Annotated in this window: 18 protein-coding genes; 4 read left to right on the top strand and 14 right to left on the bottom strand. The window is 66.4% G+C overall.

Annotated features, from left to right (window positions below; all coding sequences use genetic code 11):
* Positions 1-14 precede the first annotated feature (14 nt).
* Together GN331_RS15440 and GN331_RS15435 are read right to left on the bottom strand one after the other, a co-directional pair.
* Positions 15-275 carry a GlsB/YeaQ/YmgE family stress response membrane protein gene (locus GN331_RS15440; protein ID WP_156643176.1) on the bottom strand — a complete coding sequence of 87 codons (261 nt, stop codon included), beginning with the start codon at positions 273-275 and terminating at the stop codon, positions 15-17.
* Positions 276-416: 141 nt separating this feature from the next.
* Positions 417-1,919: a M20 family metallopeptidase gene (locus GN331_RS15435; RefSeq protein ID WP_156643175.1), complete on the bottom strand. Its 1,503-nt coding sequence runs from the start codon at positions 1,917-1,919 to the stop codon at positions 417-419.
* A gap of 211 nt (positions 1,920-2,130) precedes the next feature.
* On the opposite strand from GN331_RS15435, the gene GN331_RS15430 reads away from it, so the two are divergent.
* Together GN331_RS15430 and GN331_RS15425 are read left to right on the top strand one after the other, a co-directional pair.
* Entirely contained in the window at positions 2,131-2,460 is a 330-nt protein-coding gene (locus tag GN331_RS15430) for a ComEA family DNA-binding protein (protein ID WP_156643174.1), read from the top strand.
* Positions 2,461-2,605: 145 nt separating this feature from the next.
* On the top strand, positions 2,606-3,193 hold the full coding sequence (locus GN331_RS15425; RefSeq protein ID WP_156643173.1) for a HutD/Ves family protein: 588 nt from the start codon (positions 2,606-2,608) through the stop codon (positions 3,191-3,193).
* Positions 3,194-3,210: 17 nt separating this feature from the next.
* On the opposite strand, the gene GN331_RS15420 is transcribed toward GN331_RS15425, so the two are convergent.
* The 11 genes from GN331_RS15420 to GN331_RS15370 all read right to left on the bottom strand — a co-directional run bounded on the left by GN331_RS15420 (position 3,211) and on the right by GN331_RS15370 (position 13,800).
* Positions 3,211-3,909 (bottom strand): PepSY-associated TM helix domain-containing protein, encoded by a 699-nt coding sequence (locus tag GN331_RS15420; protein ID WP_156643172.1) that lies wholly within the window; start codon positions 3,907-3,909, stop codon positions 3,211-3,213.
* Positions 3,910-3,931: 22 nt separating this feature from the next.
* Positions 3,932-4,618, bottom strand: coding sequence for a Fe2+-dependent dioxygenase (locus tag GN331_RS15415; protein ID WP_156643171.1), 687 nt, complete (start codon positions 4,616-4,618; stop codon positions 3,932-3,934).
* A gap of 30 nt (positions 4,619-4,648) precedes the next feature.
* Positions 4,649-6,916 carry a TonB-dependent receptor gene (locus GN331_RS15410; protein WP_156643170.1) on the bottom strand — a complete coding sequence of 756 codons (2,268 nt, stop codon included), beginning with the start codon at positions 6,914-6,916 and terminating at the stop codon, positions 4,649-4,651.
* A gap of 135 nt (positions 6,917-7,051) precedes the next feature.
* On the bottom strand, positions 7,052-7,369 hold the full coding sequence (locus GN331_RS15405; protein ID WP_331713511.1) for a Rieske (2Fe-2S) protein: 318 nt from the start codon (positions 7,367-7,369) through the stop codon (positions 7,052-7,054).
* Positions 7,366-7,890, bottom strand: a complete 525-nt coding sequence (locus GN331_RS15400) for a GNAT family N-acetyltransferase (RefSeq protein ID WP_156643169.1) — start codon at positions 7,888-7,890, stop codon at positions 7,366-7,368. The genes GN331_RS15405 and GN331_RS15400 overlap by 4 nt, the downstream gene beginning before the upstream one ends.
* A gap of 36 nt (positions 7,891-7,926) precedes the next feature.
* Positions 7,927-9,165, bottom strand: coding sequence for a cysteine desulfurase (locus tag GN331_RS15395; RefSeq protein ID WP_156643168.1), 1,239 nt, complete (start codon positions 9,163-9,165; stop codon positions 7,927-7,929).
* The gene (gene sufD, locus GN331_RS15390; protein WP_156643167.1) at positions 9,162-10,391 is read right to left on the bottom strand and encodes a Fe-S cluster assembly protein SufD; all 1,230 of its coding nucleotides are present in this window, start codon (positions 10,389-10,391) and stop codon (positions 9,162-9,164) included. The genes GN331_RS15395 and sufD overlap by 4 nt, the downstream gene beginning before the upstream one ends.
* Positions 10,391-11,155 (bottom strand): Fe-S cluster assembly ATPase SufC, encoded by a 765-nt coding sequence (gene sufC, locus GN331_RS15385; protein ID WP_156643166.1) that lies wholly within the window; start codon positions 11,153-11,155, stop codon positions 10,391-10,393. Before sufC ends, sufD begins: the two co-directional genes overlap by 1 nt.
* Positions 11,156-11,176: 21 nt before the next feature.
* Positions 11,177-12,619, bottom strand: a complete 1,443-nt coding sequence (gene sufB / locus GN331_RS15380) for a Fe-S cluster assembly protein SufB (RefSeq protein WP_156643165.1) — start codon at positions 12,617-12,619, stop codon at positions 11,177-11,179.
* Between the two features lie 7 nt (positions 12,620-12,626).
* Complete coding sequence (locus GN331_RS15375; protein WP_156643164.1) at positions 12,627-13,076, bottom strand: SUF system Fe-S cluster assembly regulator; 450 nt, start codon at positions 13,074-13,076, stop codon at positions 12,627-12,629.
* Between the two features lie 139 nt (positions 13,077-13,215).
* The gene (locus GN331_RS15370; RefSeq protein WP_156643163.1) at positions 13,216-13,800 is read right to left on the bottom strand and encodes a cytochrome C; all 585 of its coding nucleotides are present in this window, start codon (positions 13,798-13,800) and stop codon (positions 13,216-13,218) included.
* Between the two features lie 124 nt (positions 13,801-13,924).
* On the opposite strand from GN331_RS15370, the gene GN331_RS15365 reads away from it, so the two are divergent.
* Complete coding sequence (locus GN331_RS15365; protein ID WP_156643162.1) at positions 13,925-14,392, top strand: SET domain-containing protein; 468 nt, start codon at positions 13,925-13,927, stop codon at positions 14,390-14,392.
* A 124-nt stretch (positions 14,393-14,516) separates the two neighbouring features.
* Complete coding sequence (locus GN331_RS15360) at positions 14,517-16,787, top strand: DUF5916 domain-containing protein (RefSeq protein WP_156643161.1); 2,271 nt, start codon at positions 14,517-14,519, stop codon at positions 16,785-16,787.
* A gap of 3 nt (positions 16,788-16,790) precedes the next feature.
* On the opposite strand, the gene GN331_RS15355 is transcribed toward GN331_RS15360, so the two are convergent.
* Positions 16,791-17,435, bottom strand: a complete 645-nt coding sequence (locus GN331_RS15355; RefSeq protein ID WP_231734534.1) for a hypothetical protein — start codon at positions 17,433-17,435, stop codon at positions 16,791-16,793.
* Between the last annotated feature and the right edge of the window lie 5 nt (positions 17,436-17,440).

Here is a 17,440-nt window from a genome sequence, read left to right as displayed (position 1 = left end):
GAGTCGGAATGCTGTTACGCAGCCCGCGGCTTCTTGCCGCGCACCGCTTCCCAAAGGAACAACAACACGATGGCCGCGACGATGGCGATCGCCCAGACGACCATGCGGTTCGTTACGTTGAGCATGCCTGCGATGTAGCCGCCGGCCGCGGCGCCGAGTGCGCCGAGCAGGATGGTCATGATCCAGCCGACCGGGTCCGCACCGGGCTTGAAGAAGCGCGCCAGGATACCGATCACCGCACCACCCACGATGTACATCAGGAGCCCGTCGAACATGGTGTTCCTCCTCGTGGCGCCGGATGACGCCGAGGGGGATGCTAGCGATGTGTGCGCCGCAGCAAGCCGCGACGCCGACCGGCGGTTGAGCCCCTCTCCCCCCGGGAGAGGGGTTGGGGAGAGGGTTGGGACTTCAGCGCGTTAGCAACACCCGTGGTCGCCGCGTTCCTTCCCGCCCGCGACCACCGCGCTGCCACGCGTGTCGCCGCGCTGGCTGGCTTCATGGTGCCGCGCGATCACGCGCGCCACGCACGAGGTCACGCGCTTGCCCATCGGGATGTGCAGGAATTCGTTCGGGCCGTGCGCATTCGAATGCGGGCCCAGCACGCCGGTGATCATGAACTGCGCGTCGGGGAACTTCTCGCCGAGCATGCCCATGAAGGGGATCGTGCCGCCTTCGCCCATGTACATCGCCGGCTGGCCGAAGAACTCGCGGCTCGCTTCGTCGATCGCCTGGTTCAACCACGGCGACATCGCCGGTGCGTTCCAACCGGTCGACGCCTTTTCCAGGTCGAGCGAGACGTGCGCGCCGTACGGCGGATCCTTTTCGAGCGTCTGCTTGAGCAGATCGCCGGCGCGCTTGCCGTCGAGCGTGGGCGGCAGGCGCAGCGAGAGCTTCACCGACGTATGCGGGCGCAACACGTTGCCGGCCGACGACAGCGGCGGCATGCCGTCGACGCCGGTCACCGACAGCGCGGGGCGCCACGTGCGATTGAGCACGAGTTCGGTCAGGTCGTCGGCCATCGGCTTTTCGCCGGGCAGGAAGGGGAACTTGTCGTACACCGCGGTGCCGACGACCTTCGCCGCTTCCTTCGCCTGCACCAGGCGTTCGTCGGGAATCTTGTCGTGCAGGCCGTCGATCAGGATGCGGCCGGTGTCTTCGTCCTCGATGCGCGAGAGCAGGTCGCGCAGGATGCGGAAGCTCGAAGGCACGATGCCGGACGCGTCGCCCGAGTGCACGCCTTCGCTCAACACCTTCACCGTGAGGTTGCCGCCGGCCAGGCCGCGCAGCGAGGTGGTGCACCACAGTTGTTCGTAATTCGCGCAACCCGAATCCAGGCACACGACGAGCGAGGGCATGCCGATGCGATCGGCGAGGTGATCGACGTAGGCGGGCAGGTCGTAGCTGCCCGATTCCTCGCAGGCTTCGATCAGGATCACGCAGCGCGCATGCGGCAGCTTCTGTTCCTGCAGCGCGAGGATCGCGGCGAGCGAACCGAAGATCGCGTAACCATCGTCCGCGCCACCGCGGCCGTACAGGCGATCGCCCTTGATCACCGGCTTCCACGGGCCGAGGTCGTCGTCCCAGCCGGTCATCTCCGGCTGCTTGTCCAGGTGGCCGTAGAGCAACACGCAATCGTCGTCGGTGCCGCCGTTGGCCGCGGGGATCTCCAGGAAGATCAGCGGCGTGCGGCCGGGCAGGCGCACGGTTTCGACCACCATGCCGGGGATCGTCTGCGCCTTCGCCCAGGTTTCCATCAGCGCGACGGCCTGGTCCATGTAGCCGTGCTGCACCCAGTCGGTGTCGAACATCGGCGACTTGTTGGGGATGGCGATGTATTCGATCAGGCGCGGGACGATGTCGTCGTCCCACTTGCCGTCGACGTAGCGTTCGAGGGCGGGGGCGTCGAGGGAACGATCCATGCGGGGAGTACCTGGGTCGGGAAAGCCGCGATTCTAACGCGGGGGGTCTGAAGGGATCAGACATTCCCTACACGCAGGGCCTGAAAACAGCGACGCGGCGGCGCGGCAAACCCTGATGGGTTCAGCGGCCCCGGATCGGGAGACTGCACCTGTCCGTCGCATCGTGCGGCGGGCAAAGGAAGCACTGCCCATCCTCGTCAGGGAGAGACCCATGCACTCGTTCGTCAAGACCACCACCGCCGCGCTGCACGCGGTGGCCCTGTCCATCCTGTTCGCCGGTGCCGCCCACGCGGCGGAGTCGGTGGACATCAACACCGCCGACGCAAAGACCATCGATCGCGTCCTGGTCAACATCGGCCCGTCGAAGGCCGAGGCCATCGTCGCCCATCGCGAAGCCAACGGGCCTTACAAGAGCCTGGAGCAACTCGCGAAGGTAAAGGGCATCGGGCTGAAGACGGTGGAGAAGAACCGCGACCGGATCCAGCTGGGCGCCAGCGCGAAGGGGTCGGCCAAACCGGCAACGGCGGCCGCCGCCCCCTGATCGCGCGCCAACGCGACGGGCTCCAGAGGTGACGCCCCGGCGGCATGCGCCGTGGGGCGGGGCGTCGTGCAGGGATGGGTCGCAATGGATTGCGCCCATCCCCGCCCTTTTTGTTCCTGCCTTTTTTGCAGGTAGGCTTGCCCGCATGCCGACCGCTCGCTCCCGCGTGGTGCCCGCCAACGAATATCGCCGCGAACGCTGGCGCAACGGCGCCGGCTGGACGCGCGAGATCGCGGCCGAACCGGCGCACGGCGAATGGGCGTGGCGCTTGTCGATCGCGGAGATCGAGCAGGACGCGCCGTTCTCGCGCTTCGAAGGCATCGATCGCGAAATCGTGTTGCTGTCCGGCAACGGTGTTCGCCTGCATTTCGACGATGGCAACGTGCATGCGCTGGAACCGCCACACGGGCGTTTGCGTTTCGCGGGCGAGGCCGGCGTCAACGGCGTGCTGATCGACGGCGCGACGCAGGACTTCAACCTGATGTGGCGACGCGATGCGATCGAAGCGCAACTCTGGCATCGGCCGCTCGTGGGGCCGATGGTGATCTTCGCCGACCCGGGCACGACCTGGGTCGTGCATCTGCTCGCGGGGCAGGCGCGCTTCGCGGATGACTCGGGTTTGCGGCCGCTCGCCGCGGGCGACACTGCGCTGTTGCAGGCGGGCGATGCGCGCCTGCGGCATGTGCTCGATGGTGGCGGCGAAGTGTTGCTCGCGCAGTTGCGGCCGCGCTGAGCGTCAGCGCGAATCGCTTAGAACAACGCCGGCACCAGCACCACCAGCATCACCACGACCGAGACGCCGAGGACACTGACCACCAGTTCCTTCGCGTTACGGCCGCGCGCCCACATCCAGATGCCGGAGAGGCCGAGCAACAACATCGCGATGGCGAAACTGTCGGCGAGGATGCGCCAGCCGATGCCGCCGCCGACGGCCTTGTGCAAACGATTCAACGCAGCGAGCGTGTCGTTCTGCGTGTGCTTCACTTCGGCGGTCGGCTTGCCCGGCGTGTAGTCCATCGACCACGCGTCCTTCGCCGTGCCGCCGGACAGCGTCCACTTCGGCGCGTCGGGCTTCTTCGCTTCACCGCCCTTCGCTTCACCACCCTTCGCTTCACCACCCTTCGCGCCTTCCTTGCCGCCACCCGGCGGACCCTTGCGGATCACCTGCGCGTCGAGACCCTGCGTCGAACGCAGCCACAACGAGAGCGCTTCCGGCGAAGTCTGCGCATCGGCCGGGATCTGCAGCGTCACGCGCGCGACTTCATCGCTCTTGCCCTGCGGCCAGGCGCTGTCGCCGAAGCGGTGGTTCATCATCAGGCCGGTGAAGCCGTAGATCACGGCGGCGAGTGCGCCCCACGCGCCGATCCACAGATGGATCTGGCGGATCCACCGATACGTGGTGTTGCTGCGGCGAACGGACGTGGCGGCGGTGGCGGTGGTGGCGTTCATGGCGTTCCGTAGTGCGCGTGCGTCAGGTGTCGGACCAGCGACGCAGGAGGTTGTGATAGACGCCGGTGAGTTGCACGAGCGCCGGATGATCGGGCACGTCCTGCGTCAATCGACGGATGGAGAGGTCCAGTTCGAACATCAGCCGGCGTTGCGCGTCTTCGCGCAGCAGGCTCTGGATCCAGAAGAACGAAGCGATGCGTTCGCCGCGCGTGACCGGCGTGACCTGGTGCAGGCTGGTGCCGGGATACAACACCAGGTCGCCGGCCTGCAGCTTCACGCGTTGCATGCCGTAGGTGTCTTCGATGACCAGTTCGCCGCCGTCGTACTCCTCGGGCGAGGAGAGGAACAAGGTCGCCGACAGGTCGGTGCGGATCGCTTCCGCGCCACCGCGACTGCGGTCGTAGCGGATCGCGTTGTCGACATGGAAGCCGAAGGACTGCCCGCCGCCATAGCGATTGAACAGCGGCGGGTAGATGCGTTGCGGCAGCGCGGCGGAGAAGAACGTCGCGTTGCGCGCGAGCGCTTCGAGCACGAGCGCGCCGAGTTCGCGCGCCACCGGATCGGTCTCGGGCAGCTGCGCATTGTCCTTCGCCTTGCCCGATTGATGACCCGCAGTGACGCGGCCATCGGCCCACGCGGCGGCCGCGAGCCGATCGCGGCAATGCGCGACCTGCTCGGGTGTCAGCACCTGCGGAATGGGCAACAGCATCGCACTCTCCGGGTCGGTGGACCCGTTCGACTAGAACGCGTACGTCGCGGTCAACACGAGCGATCGGGCATCGCCCGGCGTCGCCCAGCCGTTGTTGCGCACGCGCACGTAGTACTCCTTGTCGAACAGGTTGTTGGCGTTGAGCTGGAAGGACAGTTGGTCGTTCACGGCGAAGGAGACCATCGCTCGGTGCGTCGTGTAGCCATGCACGTTGCCGAACGAGGTCGCCAGGTTGTTGCCGTAGAACACGTAGTCGCTCTGGTAGGTCACGCCGTAACCGAAGGTCCAGCGCTCGAGGTCGTACGTGGTCCAGATGCTACCCGAACGCTCCGGCGTGCCGCTGATCGGCAGGCCCTTGAGCGGATCGCCCGTGGTGGCGGCAACGTAGTCCGACACGCCGTGCAGCACTTCGCTGTCCAGCCAGGTCACGTTGCCGAAGATCGCCCAGTCGTGCGTGATCTGCCCGGCGACGCCGAGCGAGACACCGTCCACGCGCGCTTCGCCGTCGAGCTGCTGCTCGCCGCTGGGATTGGCGGGATTGCCCGGGTCGGCGACCTTGAAGTTCTGGCGGTCGTTGCGGAACAGCGCGCCGGTGACGGCGAGCGCGTTGGTCACGTCCCACTTCGCGCCGAGTTCGATGTTGACCGCGGTTTCCGGATCGACGTTGCAGGTCTGCGCGGTGCACGCGCCGTTGACCGAGGTCTTCGAGGGCGTCTTGCTGTTGGAGTACGACAGGTACAGCGTGCCGGCCTCGACCGGCTTGAACAGCACGCTGGCGCGATACGAGAACAGGTTGTCCGAGTTTTCGAACACCGCGCGCGTGGACGTCCCGAACGCCGGGTCGCCGGGGACGATGTTGAACGTGTCGACGACCGAGTCGCCCTCGTTGTGTTCCCAGCGTGCGCCGAGGTTGAGCATCCAGCGCTCGTCGAACTTCAGCGTGTCGAACGCGTACACCGCTTCGTTGTCGAGCGTGCCGTTGTTGATGCTGCTGCGGATGTAGTTGCGCTGGCCGTCGTAGAAATGGTGGGGGTTGGAGATGTCCATCACCGGAAGGGTGGGCAAGGACCCGTCCGCGTTGCGCTGCAGGTTGCCGGTATCCAGTTCGAAGTCTTCGCGCGCGAGCGAGAAGCCGGCCACCATCGCGTGCTCGACCGTGCCGGTGTTGAAGCGCATCACCAGGTCGGACTGCAGCGTCGAGATGCCGTTGGTGGTGTCGCGCGAGTTGCCGCGCGGGCCGCTCGGCTGGTACTGGCCCGGGAGCAGCGTGCCGCACGTACCGTTCGGTGCGGGGTTGATGCCGCCGGCCAGGCACCAGGTGCCCTGCGGCGGATTCACGATGCTCAGCTGGTCGACCTGCTGCACGCGCGCCAGGGTGCGCAGCGTCGCGTTGTCGGAGATGTCGTGTTCGATCACGCCGGTGAGCATGTCGACGTCGATGTCCTGCGAGTCGACGTTCGCGTAACCGTAGTAGTTCGACGGATCCACGCCCGGGAGCGCGCCGCCCACGCCGCTGAAGTACGGCACGCCGTACTGCGGGGTGTTGTTGTCGGTCTGGTGGAAGTAGGCCAGCGTGACGCGCGTGTCCGTGCCCAGTCCGAAGACGATCGACGGTGCGATGCCCCAGCGCTCGAAGGTTTCGACGTCGCGGCCGGGCGCGTCGTTCTGGTGCGCCATCGCGTTGATGCGGAACGCGGCGCCGTCGCCGATTTCCATGTTGGTGTCGAGCGTCGCGCGGCCGTAGCCGTCGGTGCCGCCGCCGAGTTGCACGGTGGTGAACTCACCTACGCCGGCGACCTTGCTCACCAGGTTGATGTTGCCGCCGACCGAACCGGCGCCCGAATACACCGAGTTCGCGCCGTTGACCAATTCGATGGCCTGCAGGTTGAACGAGTCGGTGCGCGAGTACTGCGCGCTGTCGCGCACGTTGTCGGTGGTGATGTCGGAGTTGGCGTTGAAGCCGCGCAGCGTGATGCTGTCGCCGTAGCCGCCGCCGCCTTCGCCCGCGCCGAAGGTGATGCCCGGCAGCGTGGTGAGCGCATCGCGCAGGCCGAGCAGGTTCTGCTCGTCCATCACTTCGCGGTTGATGACGGTGATCGTCTGCGGCGTGTCGCGCAGTTGCTCGGTGTACTTCACCGACGCCGGCTTCTCCACGTACTTGCCCACCACTTCGACCTTGTCCAGGTCGGAGGCCTTCTTCGACTGCTCGGGGGTCTCGGCGGCGAAGGCGGCGGGGGTGGCAATGACGGTGGCAAGCGCGAGCGCAAGCGGCGTCGCGCGGAAAGCGGCGTGGGGCATGACGTCCTCAGGATTGTCGGTGCGGCGTGGGGGGCCGCGGCGGGCGCCATGTTAAATGCGAGCCATTCGCAAATGCAAACGAATTGCATCAAGGGCCGATCAGCGGTCGCGAAACCCGCTGGAAAGGCCGGGAAATCAGGTGTCGTCGCGGGTCCAGACCGCCCCGTCTTCGACCTTCACCGGGAACTTGCGCACCGGCGCATAGGCGGGCGCGTTGAGCGCACGGCCATCGCGCACGTCGAACTTCGAACCGTGCAATACGCATTCGATCGTCGCTTCCTCGCCGTCGTACGGGCCGGAGGAGAGGTCGAAATCTTCGTGCGAGCAGCGGTCTTCGAGTGCGTAGAAGTCGCCGTCGTAGTTGAAGACGACGATGGGCGTGTCGCCGTCCCAGGCGACCTTCGATTCGCCGGGCAGGATCTCCGACGTCGCGCACACCCGCACCCAGGTCACAGCGCCTTCTCCATCACTTCGAAGCGCAGGTCGTCGCGCAGCGGAATGCCGAAGCGCGTGTCCCCGTAAGGGAAGGGTTTCTTGATGCCGGTGCGCACGTAGCCGCGGCGTTCGTAGAAGGCCATCAGTTCGTCGCGGATGTCGATCACCGTCATGCGCATCGTGGGCAGCGCCCATTCGTCGCGCGCGATGCGTTCGCCTTCGGCGAGCACCGCCTTGCCGATGCCGCCACCCTGGATGCCGGGCTGCACGGAGAACATGCCGAAGTAACCCGCGCCGCCTTCTTCGCACACGTGCGCGCAGGCGAGCAGCGCGCCGTCGCGTTCGGCGACGAGCACGCGGCTGCGGTCGCGCGTGATGTCTTCGCGCAACACGTCGACATCGATGCGTGCGCCGTCGAGGAAGTCGGCTTCGGTGGTCCAGCCCACGCGGCTCGCATCGCCGCGATAGGCCGAGGTGACGAGCGCGACCAACGCGTCGAGATCTTCGACGCCGGCCGCGCGGAAGTGCAGTTCGCCCATGTGCTGCGCAGTCCCGGATTTCACAGGGGGCACAGTCTAGCCGAGCAGGCGCCGCACCTTGCGCAGGGCGGCTGCGAAGGCTTCGATTTCGTCGTGCGTGTTGTAGAACGCGAGCGAGGCGCGGCACGTGGCCGGCACGCCGTAGAAGGCCATCAGCGGATGCGCGCAATGGTGGCCGGAGCGCACCGCGACGCCTTCGAGGTCGAGCAGCGTGGCGAGGTCGTGCGCATGCGCGCCTTCGACGAGGAACGACACGACCGCGGCCTTGCGCTGCGCCGTACCGATGATGCGCACGCCGTCGATCGCCGTCATTTCTTCGGTCAGGTGCGCGAGCAGTGTGGCTTCGCGCGCGGAGATCGCATCCATGCCGATGTCGTCGAGATACGTGACGGCCGCGCCCAGGCCCACGTGGCCCGCGATGTTCGGCGTGCCCGCTTCGAAACGATGCGGCGGATCGGCGAAGACCGTGCCGTCGTAGCGCACTTCCTTGATCATCTCGCCGCCGCCGAGGAAGGGCGGCATCGAGGCGAGCAGTTCCCGACGCGCCCACAAGGCGCCCGTGCCGGTCGGTCCGCACATCTTGTGGCCGGTGAAGGCGTAGAAGTCGCAACCGATCGCGGCGATGTCCACCGCCATGTGCGGCAGCGCCTGCGAGCCGTCGACGACGCTCGTGATCCCGCGCTTGCGGGCTTCCTTGCAGATGGCCGCGACCGGATTGATCGTGCCGAGCACGTTCGAGACGTGCGCGACGCCGAGCAGCTTCACTTCGGGCGTCATCGCCGCGTACAGCGCGTCGAGATCCAGCGAGCCGTCGGGATGCAGGTCCGCCACGCGGATCGTCGCGCCCGTGCGTTCGCAGATCAGCTGCCACGGCACGATGTTCGCGTGGTGCTCCATGCGCGTGAGCAGGACGACGTCGCCGGCCTTCAGGCGCGGCAGGCCCCACGAATATGCGACGAGGTTGATCGCGAACGTGGTGCCGCTGGTGAGCACGAGGTCTTCGCTGGCGACATTCAGATGCTTGGCCAGACGCACGCGCGTGGCTTCATAGGCTTCCGTCGCCTCGCTGCCGAGCGCATGCACCGCGCGGCTGACGTTGGCGTTGTGGTTGCGATAGAACGCATCGACTTTTTCGATCACGCACGCCGGCTTCTGCCCGGTGTTCGCCGAATCGAAATAGATCAACGGCTTGCCGTGGACTTCGCGGCGCAGGAGCGGGAAGTCCGCGCGAATGCGGGCCCAGTCGATGTCGACGACCGGTGCGACGGTGCTCATGCGGTGCGCTCCAGGGCGGCGAGGGCGCGATCGAGCGCGGTCTCCGCGAACGGACGCAGCGCTTCGTCGAGGCCGATGAGCACGTCACGGCAGAACGCCGCGGTGAGCAGGCGACGCGCATCGGCTTCGGGCAGGCCGCGCGAACGCAGGTAGAACAACGCATTCGGATCGAGGCCGCCGACCGACGCGCCGTGCGCGGCCTGCACTTCGTCGGCGTGGATTTCGAGCACGGGCTGCGCGTCGATTTCCGCGTTCTCGCTGAGCAGCAGGTTGCGACTGGACAACGCGGCGTTGCTGCCGTCCGCACCAGCGCGAATGAGGATACCGCCGTGCAGGACGGCGCGGCTGCGATCGGTCGCGAGGCCGCGCCACTTGAGATCGCAACGCGTGTCGCCGGCGACGTGGTCGATGTTCAAACGCGTGTCGATGTGGCGGCGGCCGGTGCCGAGCAGAACGCCGTCGGCTTGCACGTTCGCATTGGCGCCGATCAGCCGGCAGCCGAATTCGTGTCGCGACAGCGCGCCACCGAGCTCGAGGTCGAGGCGGCGATAGAGCGCATCACCTTCCAGCGACGCCTCCGTGCGCGCGAACAAGGTCGCGCCCGCCGATTCATCCTGCACCCGCACATGCGTCAACGTTGCGCCCCGTGCGACGCGCACGGTCGCGATGCTGTTCGACAGATGCGCATGTGCGCCGGAAGCAAGGTGATGTTCGACGATTCGCACCGACGCGCCTTCGGCCACGTCGATGGCATGCCGCAGATGCCACGCCTGGTCCTGCGCGGCGGCGACGCCGACGAACACGAGATGCACCAGCGCATCGACCTGCGCATCGGCAGCCACGCGAACGATCGCACCCGTGGTCGCCAATGCGAGATTGAGCGAAGCGAAGACGCGATCCGGCCCGCCGACATCGACCGGCTCGGCGATCGAACCGGCCTCCAGCGTCACGCCATTCGGAAGCGCATCGCGCGATGAGAGACCCGCATCGAACACGCCATTGACGAACACCAGACGCGGTCCGTCGATGCCGGCAAGCAACGCCGGATCGATCGCGCCAGCCTGCGCAGGCGCGAACTCGCGGCGCTCCAGCGCACGCAACGACGTGTACTTCCACGCCTCGCTGCGCGGCTTCGGCAGCCCGTCGCGCAGCGCGGCATCGAGCGTCGCGCGACGCGCGTCGTCGCCTTCAAAACCGCGAGCCAACGATTCCAGCAACGCGCTCATCAGGCAGCGGCCTCCGGCGCCTTGCGATCGGCGACCCACGAATAACCGTGTTGCTCGAGTTCGAGCGCCAGTTCCGGACCGCCCGATTCGACGATGCGGCCATCGGCGAGCACATGCACCACGTCCGGCTTGATGTAATCGAGCAGGCGCTGGTAATGCGTGATCACCAGGAACGCGCGATCCGGCGAGCGCAGCGCGTTCACGCCGTCGGCGACATTGCGCAGCGCATCGATGTCCAGGCCCGAGTCGGTTTCATCGAGGATCGCGAGCTTCGGTTCGAGCACGGCGAGCTGGAAGATCTCGTTGCGCTTCTTCTCGCCGCCGCTGAAGCCTTCGTTGACGCCGCGATGCAGCAGCTCGTCCTTCAGGTGCAGCACGGCGAGCTTTTCGCGCACGAGCTTGAGGAACTGCATCGAATCCAGTTCGGGCTCGCCGCGCGCCTTGCGCTGCGCGTTGAGCGCCGAGCGCAGGAAGTAGGTGTTGTTCACGCCCGGGATCTCGACCGGGTACTGGAACGCGAGGAACACGCCGGCCGCGGCGCGTTCTTCCGGTTCCTGCGACAGCAGGTCCTGGCCGCCGAACGTGACGGCGCCCTCGACGATGTCATACCCGTCGCGCCCGGCGAGCACGTTGGCCAGCGTGGACTTGCCCGCGCCATTGGGACCCATGATGGCGTGCACCTGTCCGGGCGCCACGTCCAGCGAGAGGCCCTTGAGGATGTCGCGCCCGGCGACGCGGACGTGGAGGTTGTCGATCTTCAACATGTGTGGGGTTGTCCTGTTCGGTCAGCCGACTGCGCCTTCGAGCGAAACCTCGAGGAGCTTCTTGGCTTCCACCGCGAACTCCATCGGCAGTTCGCGGAACACGCTCTTGCAGAAGCCGTCGACGATCATCGACACGGCGTCTTCTTCGGTAATGCCGCGGCTGCGGCAGTAGAACAGCTGGTCGTCGCTGATCTTCGAGGTCGTCGCTTCGTGCTCGACGATCGCGGTCGGGTGCTTCACTTCGATGTACGGATGCGTGTGCGCACCGCACTTCTTGCCGATCAACAGCGAGTCGCACTGCGTGTGGTTGCGTGCGCCTTCGGCGCTGCGTTCCACCTTGACCAGGCCGCGATACGCGTTCTGCCCGCGACCGGCGCTGATGCCCTTGCTGACGATCTTCGACTTCGTGCGCTTGCCGACGTGGATCATCTTCGTGCCGGTGTCGGCCTGCTGGCGATGGTGCGTCAGCGCGACGCTGTGGAACTCGCCGACCGAGTCGTCACCGAGCAGCACGCAGCTCGGGTACTTCCACGTGATCGCCGAACCGGTCTCGACCTGCGTCCACGAGACCTTCGAACGCGCGCCCCGGCACTCGGCGCGCTTGGTCACGAAGTTGTAGATGCCGCCGCGACCTTCTTCGTCACCCGGGTACCAGTTCTGCACGGTGCTGTACTTGATCTCGGCGTCTTCGAGCGCGACGAGTTCGACGACCGCTGCGTGCAGCTGGTTCTCGTCGCGCATCGGCGCGGTGCAGCCTTCCAGGTACGAGACGTAACTCTTGTCTTCGGCGATGATCAGCGTGCGTTCGAACTGTCCGGTGTTCACCGCGTTGATGCGGAAGTACGTGCTCAATTCCATCGGGCAACGCACGCCCTTGGGAATGAACACGAAGCTGCCATCGGAGAACACGGCCGAATTGAGCGCGGCGAAATAGTTGTCGCCGGTCGGCACGACGCTGCCGAGATACTGCATCACCAGCTCGGGATGTTCGCGTATCGCTTCGGACATCGAGCAGAAGACGATGCCTTTCTCGGCGAGTTCCTTGCGGAAGGTCGTGCCCACGGAGACCGAGTCGAACACCGCGTCGACGGCCACGCCCGCGAGCTTTGCGCGCTCGTGCAGCGGCACGCCGAGCTTTTCGTAGGTGTCGAGCAGTTCCTGCGGCACTTCGTCGAGCGAGGCGTACTTGGCCTTCGGCGCGGAGTAGTAGCTGATGGCCTGGAAGTCGATCGGCGCGATGTCGAGCTTCGCCCAGTTCGGCATCGGCATCGTCAACCAATGGCGATACGCGGACAGGCGCCACTGCAACATCCACTCCGGTTCGTCCTTCTTCGCGGACAAAAAGCGAATGGTGTCTTCCGACAAACCCGGCGGCAGTGCGTCGGATTCGATGTCGGTGACGAAGCCGGCGTCGTAACGACGGCCGAGCTGTTCGAGGATTTCGGCGTTGCTTTCGTGGTTCATGGCAGCCTCACGCCGTCGCCAACGTGGCGGGAATCGAACGGCGCGACTTGATGGGAGTGGGGGAGAGCATGTCGGCGAGCGAGACTTCACGCAGCGCGTCGGCGACGACGTCGTTGATGCGGCGCCAGTTCGCGCGCACGCCGCAGGAGGATTCGATGCCGCAGTTGCTTTCGTGCAGGCTGCATTCGGTCATGCCGAGCGGGCCTTCCATCGCTTCGACGATGTCGACCAGCGAGATGGCGCGGGCTTCGCGCGCGAGGCGATAGCCGCCGTGCGCGCCGCGGAAACCGGCGACGAGGCCGGCCTGCGCCAGCGGCTTGAGCAGCTTGGCGACGGTGGTGACTTCCAGGCCCGCGCGTTCGGCAAGCTCGGCCGCGCTGTGCACGCGCTCGGGCGCGGCAGCGAGCACCGTCAGCACGACGGTGGCGTAGTCGGTGAGTTTCGTAACCCGCAGCATGGGCAGGGCGACCTGTAAAACGGACTGAAATTGTACGTTTTACCGGCCGCCGGTCCAACTCCCACGTGCGCGAAGGGGCGCTCCCTCCCCCGCGAAGGCAGGGGAGGGTTGGGGAGGGGTTAAGTCTGGAGCCCCCGTTTCAGCCCGCAGAAGCAGGCTTGGCCTGAGCCGCACCAGCCGCCGCAGGCGGCGGCGGAAGATTGAATTCAACAAACGGCACCGGCGGCTTCTCCCCCGGCGGCAGGTAGGCCGGGGCCGGTTCGCCGCCCGCGCCCAGCGACTTCACGAAGCGCAGGATCGCCAGGCGGTCCTGTTCGCTCATGTCGCGCACCGCGAAGTCGGGCATCGGCGGGCGCGTGTGCAGCGTGGCGGTGTAGGCCAGCCATTTCGCATCGTCCATGTCGGCGGCTTTCAGGCGCAGGTTGGCGGGGTAGGTCGTGCCCCACGGGCCGTTCCAGCCCAGGCGCGTGCCGACCAGCCATTGCGCCTTCGGCACCTTGCCGCCGCTCTCCGGATAGCCCGGCGTGTGGCAATCGTTGCAGCCGGCGATGCGCACGATGTAGTCGCCGCGCTCGATCAATTGCGCATCGGTCAATGCGACGGGCATGGCGGACGGGTGCGGGGTCGCGACTGCGGCATCGGTCTTCGCGTCATTGGCGGCGGGCTTGCACGCAGCCATCGCGAGGACGAGGGCGGCGGGAATCATGAGGTTCGAAACGCGCATCGGTGGGGGTCGGTACTTGGATGGAACCGGTGAATACGCGCGCCGCGAATCCGAACGGCCACGAAGATGGCGACTTCACCGAGGAACCCGCACAATCCGCATCTTTCCTCGTTCGGATGCCTGCATGCCCCGCAAGATCATCGCCCGTCGTTCGCAGATCCATGGCAACGGCGTGTTCGCCGCGGCCGCCCTCAAGAAGGGCGAACGCCTGATCGAATACAAGGGCCAGCGCCGTACCCACGAAGAAGTCGACAACGACACCACCGGCGACATCGAGAGCGGCCACACGTTCTTGTTCACGCTCAACGACGAGTACGTGATCGACGCCAACCATGGCGGCGGCACCGCGCGCTGGATCAACCACAGTTGCGATCCCAATTGCGAAGCCGTGCTGGACGAAGCCGACGGCGACGACCGCCGCAAGGATCGCGTATTCATCGAGGCCATCCGCGCCATCAAGCCGGGCGAAGAGCTGACCTACGACTACGGCATCACCCTGGACGAGGCCCACACGGCCCGCCTGAAGAAGATCTGGGCCTGCCATTGCGGGTCGAAGAAGTGCACGGGGACGATGCTCAAGCCCAAGCGCTGAGCCACCACCCCAAAGGGCACGATGCCCGGAGTAGGGAAAAGGTTTGCATGACTCTCGGGACGCGGCGCGCGCGTCCCGCGTGAATAGCCTGCGCGCATCTTCCACGACTCGGATGTCCCTCCCCATGCGCAGCCGCTTGCCCGCCGCAACGCTGACCGCCGCAATCCTGCTCGCGCTCTCGGGACAGGCCTTGGCCATCACGGTCGACGGCAAGATCGATCCGGCCGAGTGGCAAGGTGCGCAACACATCACCGACTTCCGCATCACCCAACCGCTCACCGGCGCGCCCGGTTCGCAGGTGACCGAAGCGTGGGTGCTCGCCACGCCCGAAGGCCTGGCGATCGGTTTCCGCAACGTGCAGCCGGCGTCCATCCCGCGCAACCGCCAGAAGATCCGCCGCGACGAGCAGGCGCAGGTCGACCGCAACAACCTCATGATCGACTTCGACGGCGACGGTCGCACCGGCTACAACTTCATGGTGACCTCGACCGACGGCATCAACGATGCGGTCATCACCAACGAGAACCGCTTCTCGACCGACTGGGACGGCAACTGGCAACACGCCGCGAGCGAAGACGAGACCGGTTGGTACAGCGAAATGCTGATCCCCTGGTACATCGCGCCGATGGCCAAGGGCAAGGACGGCAAGCGCACGTTCCGGATCTACCTGGATCGCGTGATCGGCAGCACCGGCGAACGCAGTGCGTGGCCGGCGGCGAGTTTCGAGCGCCCGCGCTTCTTGTCGGACTTCACGCCGATCGAGTTGCCCGTCTACAACCAGGCGCTGATCGCGATCACGCCGTATGTGTCGGGGCTGTACGACAACATTGCGAAGGACAACAACTTCGACGCGGGCGCCGACATCTTCTGGAAGCCCAACGGCCAGTTCCAACTGACCGCGACGCTCAACCCCGACTTCGGCCAGGTCGAGAGCGACGACATCGTCGTCAACTTCGGCGCGAACGAAACCTTCTTCAGCGACAAGCGCCCGTTCTTCACCGAGAACCAGGGCCCGTTCGAATTCACCACGCCGTCGGACTTCAGCCAGCTCGTCTACACGCGCCGCGTGGGCGGCAACGCCGACGACGGCAGCGGCGCGGGCGACATCACCGCCGCGGTGAAGGCCAACGGCAGCTTCGGCGCGACCAAGTACGGCGTGCTCATCGCCGACGAAGCCGATGAAGCGGGCCGCACGTTCTCCGCGTTGCGCCTGTCGCACGACTTCGCCAAGCAGAACGTCGGCATGATGGTCACGCAGGTCGACCGCCCGTATTACGACCGCACGGCGACGGTGGTCGGCTTCGACCAGAACTGGCGCCCGAACCAGAAGTGGAACATCCAGAACCGCCTGATCTTCAGCGACATCGACGAAGGCGCGCTCGGCAGCCGCGACCTCGGCCGCGCAGGCAAGGGCGACGGCTTCACCACCATCATCGATTACGAGATGGACCACGGCTGGCGCCAGCAGCTGCTCGGCATGCACTTCAGCGGCGATTTGCAGATCAACGACTTCGGCTTCCTCTCGCGCCCGAACCTCAATTACCTGCACTACGAGGTCAAGAAGCGCATCACCGACCTGCCGAAGGACTCGCGCTACTCCTCGAAGGATTGGCGCGGCCGCGTCAGCGCGACGTACAACGACCATGGCCTGAACCTGTCGGAGCAGTTCCGCCTCAGCCGCCAGGACCAGTTCAAGAACGGCGGCAGCGGCTACCAGCAGATCAACGTCAACAGCTTCGGCTACGACGACCGCGTGCTGCGCGGCAACGGCATCCTGCGCATCCCGCCGAACTTCAACGCGTTCATCGAACGCTCGCGTCCGCGCAAGGGCGACTGGGAGTTCTACGGCAACTTCGGCCTGAGCAACTACGGCATCGGCGACGAATCCAACGAGCGTCGCGTCGGGTGGAATACGCAATTCCAGCCGACGTACTACATCAACGATTCCTTCAGCGTGTACACGATCCTGTTCGCCGAGAGCACGCCGCAGTGGGTGGTCTGGCAGGGCGAGAATCTCGTGGGCTCGTTCGACGAGCACGCGCAGCAGCTCGACTTCGGCGTGAACTGGAACATCGGCAACCAGCACGAGATCCGCGTCAAGATGCAGGCCCTCGGACTGGATGCGGATCTGCGCCAGGCGTATCGCGCGTCGGCCGACGGCACGCCGGTCCCGACCGATGATCCCGTCCAGGATTTCAGCCTGAGCAACCTGGGCTTCCAGGTGCGCTATCGCTGGGAGTTCAAGCCGCTGTCGTATTTCTACGTCGTCTACGGGCGCGGCGGCGATCTGTTCAACGAATACTCGCAGCGTTCGCAGGACGCGCTCACCGACGCGTTCTCGCTGCGCGACGACGAGCAGCTGGTCGTGAAGCTCAGCTACCGCTTCGAGCTGTAAGGGTTACTGCGCGAGTTCGCGCAGGTCCGCCGAAGAAATGCGCCACGCACGCTGGTCGGGCGTGGCGCCATCGACCACCGAACGGCGCAGCGTGTACGCACCGACGAAGCGGCGCACCTTGCCATCGCGCGCGGTGGCTTCCACCGAAACCGGCACTTCGATGTAGCGCGATCCCATCGCGCCTTCCAGGCGCGCGGGCGCATCGAGCGTCACCAGGACATCGGTCGTATCGGCGAAGCCCGCGGCGAACTGCTCCGGCGTCTGCCCGCTCGCGCGGCCGCCGTCGCTCCACAACGCGTAGGCGCTGGGGTAATTCTTCGAACGGATCGCGTCGTAGTACTGCTGGATCGCCTGCACGGCGTCGTCGGACGTGGGCTCGGCGTCGGTCGCGGCGCCCTCTTCGCTCGCGGTGTCGTCGTTTTCCGCGAGGTCCGACTCGTCGATCGCGATGTCCTCTTCCGCCGCGATGCTCGCGTTGTCGTCGGGCTGCCCCGGGCCGGGCGTGGTCGGCATGCCGGTGACGGAACCACGCGCGCCTTCGGGCGTGGGCAAGGGATCCATTGCGCTACCGTCGGGGCGGCGCGCGACGCCTTCAGGCTCCTTGCTGCACGCCGCGATCGACAAGGCGGCGAGGAGCGACAACGACATCAGGC

The organism is Noviluteimonas gilva, assembly GCF_009740395.1.
Taxonomy (GTDB): domain Bacteria; phylum Pseudomonadota; class Gammaproteobacteria; order Xanthomonadales; family Xanthomonadaceae; genus Noviluteimonas; species Noviluteimonas gilva.
Note: the sequence above shows the minus strand (reverse complement) of the source record. Positions and strands in the feature narration are given on the sequence as shown.